The sequence below is a fragment of the Microcoleus sp. D2_18a_D3 genome (assembly GCF_036702455.1).
In the GTDB taxonomy this organism is placed as follows: domain Bacteria; phylum Cyanobacteriota; class Cyanobacteriia; order Cyanobacteriales; family Microcoleaceae; genus Microcoleus.
In genome coordinates this window covers 1-2,157 of the sequence record NZ_JAUBTK010000198.1, presented here as the reverse complement: position 1 = coordinate 2,157, position 2,157 = coordinate 1, and the positions used below count along the sequence as shown (strand labels likewise).

At 47.9% G+C, this 2,157-nt stretch carries 1 protein-coding gene and 1 pseudogene; both read left to right on the top strand.

Annotation, left to right across the window (positions count from 1 at the left end; genetic code table 11):
• Positions 1 to 364: 364 nt before the first annotated feature.
• Positions 365 to 1,129, top strand: a pseudogene (locus QUB06_RS34425) (WD40 repeat domain-containing protein); the annotation flags it as partial.
• 94 nt (positions 1,130 to 1,223) lie between these two features.
• The gene (locus tag QUB06_RS34420) at positions 1,224 to 2,111 is read left to right on the top strand and encodes a WD40 repeat domain-containing protein (RefSeq protein WP_333439304.1); all 888 of its coding nucleotides are present in this window, start codon (positions 1,224 to 1,226) and stop codon (positions 2,109 to 2,111) included.
• Positions 2,112 to 2,157 lie beyond the last annotated feature (46 nt).

Sequence of the window (2,157 nt, the reverse complement as noted above, 5' to 3'; positions counted from 1 at the left end):
TTGATATTTTGACATATTTTTTCAATTTTTTTGACTGATTTAGCTATTGATTTAGCATACCAAGTAAGGAAGAACCGAAGTTGAATTGGCTTTTGCACTGCAAACTGAGGAAAGTCAAATATTGACACAAGCTAATGAAACTTTAAGTCTGGCCCAGCATCAAGCTAAAACAGAGTTAACGTTAGCTAAAAAACAAGCTAGAAAAATAATTGCGATCGGCTCGACATTTTTAGCGATATCTTTAGCAGCCGCTATCGCCGTACAATTGCAAGTAATTAAAGCCGATCGAGAACTCGCAGAAACTAAAATAGTCCTCGAAAGTTTGTCGTCAAAGACAACTTTAGCCTCAAACCCTTTTCCAGCAATGCTCGAAGCACTGCAAGCAGCACATAAACTTAAAAAATTAGAGGCATTCAGTCCGGCAAAATCCGAAACTAAGATGCAAGTATCGATCGCCCTCCAACAAGCAATTTACAGCATCCGAGAGCGCGATCGGCTCCTTGGCCACCAAGCTAACGTCAGAAACGTCGTTTTCTCGCCCGATGGCAAAATCCTCGCATCCGCTAGCGAAGACGATACCGTCAAACTCTGGAACCCCGACGGCATCTTGCTCAGAACGCTCACGGGGCACGGAGACAACGTTTGGACTGTCAGTTTCTCACCTGACGGCAAGACGATCGCATCTGCTAGTGACGATGCTACTATCAAACTCTGGAACATCGAAAACGGCACACAAATTAGAACCCTTACGGGGCATAGGGGCTGGGTGAGAGGAGTCAGTTTTGCTCCCGACGGGTTGGCGATAGCATCTTCGGGTTCCGACGGCACTGTCAAACTCTGGAATCCAGCAGACGGCACTTTGCTCCAAACCTTTACCGGACAAAGGGGCTGGGCAACAAGCGTCACTTTTTCGCCCGACGGGTTGGCGATCGCATCTTCGGGTAGCGATCGCACTGTCAAACTTTGGAATCCAGCAGACGGAACGGAAATCGCAACGCTGACGGGCCATACCACTGCTGTCAGAAGTGTTAGTTTCTCCGACGACGGCAAAACCCTAGCATCCGCTGGTGAAGACGGTTTAGTCAAGCTGTGGGATGTCCAAAACCTGACTCTCCTCAAAACCCTGCAAGCCCACAGCAGGCTGCCTCTGGAACGTCAAATTCAGTCCCAGAGGCAGCCTCCGCCCAACTCTGGCTACCGCTAGCGAAGACAGCACCGTCAAATTGTGGAATTTATCGCAGTTAGGAGACATCGAGCCGCAAACGCTCAAAGGACACAGTGGCAGGGTTGTCAGCCTTAGTATCAGTCCCGACGGCCGCACTTTGGCAACGGCAGGTATCGATCGCACGGTACGACTCTGGAACCTCACCGGCATCGAACCGAAAGTTCTGGAAAGCCACCGCCGTCAGGTTTTCAGTGGGAGTTTCTCGCCCGACGGCAAAACAGTTGCCTCCGGTAGCAGCGATCGCACTGTTAAATTGTGGAATGCACAAAACGGCAGCGAAATCAAAACTTTTCTAGGACATCAAGGTGCCGTCACCAGCGTCAGTTTCGCCGCTGACGGCAAAATTTTAGCATCCGCAGGAAGCGATAAAACTATTAAATTGTGGAACCTAGAAACGGGCACCGAAATCAAAACTCTTTCAGGACATCTGAGGGGAATTGACAGCGTTGTTTTCAGTCCCGACGGTAAAATCTTAGCATCAGCAGGAACCGATAAAACTGTTAAATTGTGGCATCTAGAAAGCGGTGCCCAAATCAAAACCTTCAAAGGACATCTCGAAAGAGTTAGAAGCGTCACCTTCAGTCCCGATGGCAAAACTTTAGCATCCGCAGGGAACGATCGCACAATATTTTTCTGGGATTTAAACAATTTAGAATCTACGCCAAGAAAGATTGTGAGAGCCCATAACAGCCGAATTACCAGCCTGCGTTTCAGTCCCGACGGCAAAATCTTAGCATCCACCTGCGATGACAGCACCATTAAATTGTGGAATGCAGAAACAGACACCGAAATCAAAACTATCCGAGGACACGGAAGTTGGGTAAAAAGCATTAGTTTCAGTCCCGACGGCAAAATTTTGGGAGTATGTCACTTTTGTAGTGAGTAATTATACTCATGTAGCTTGTCTCTGATTTCCAATTAACCCGTTCAAG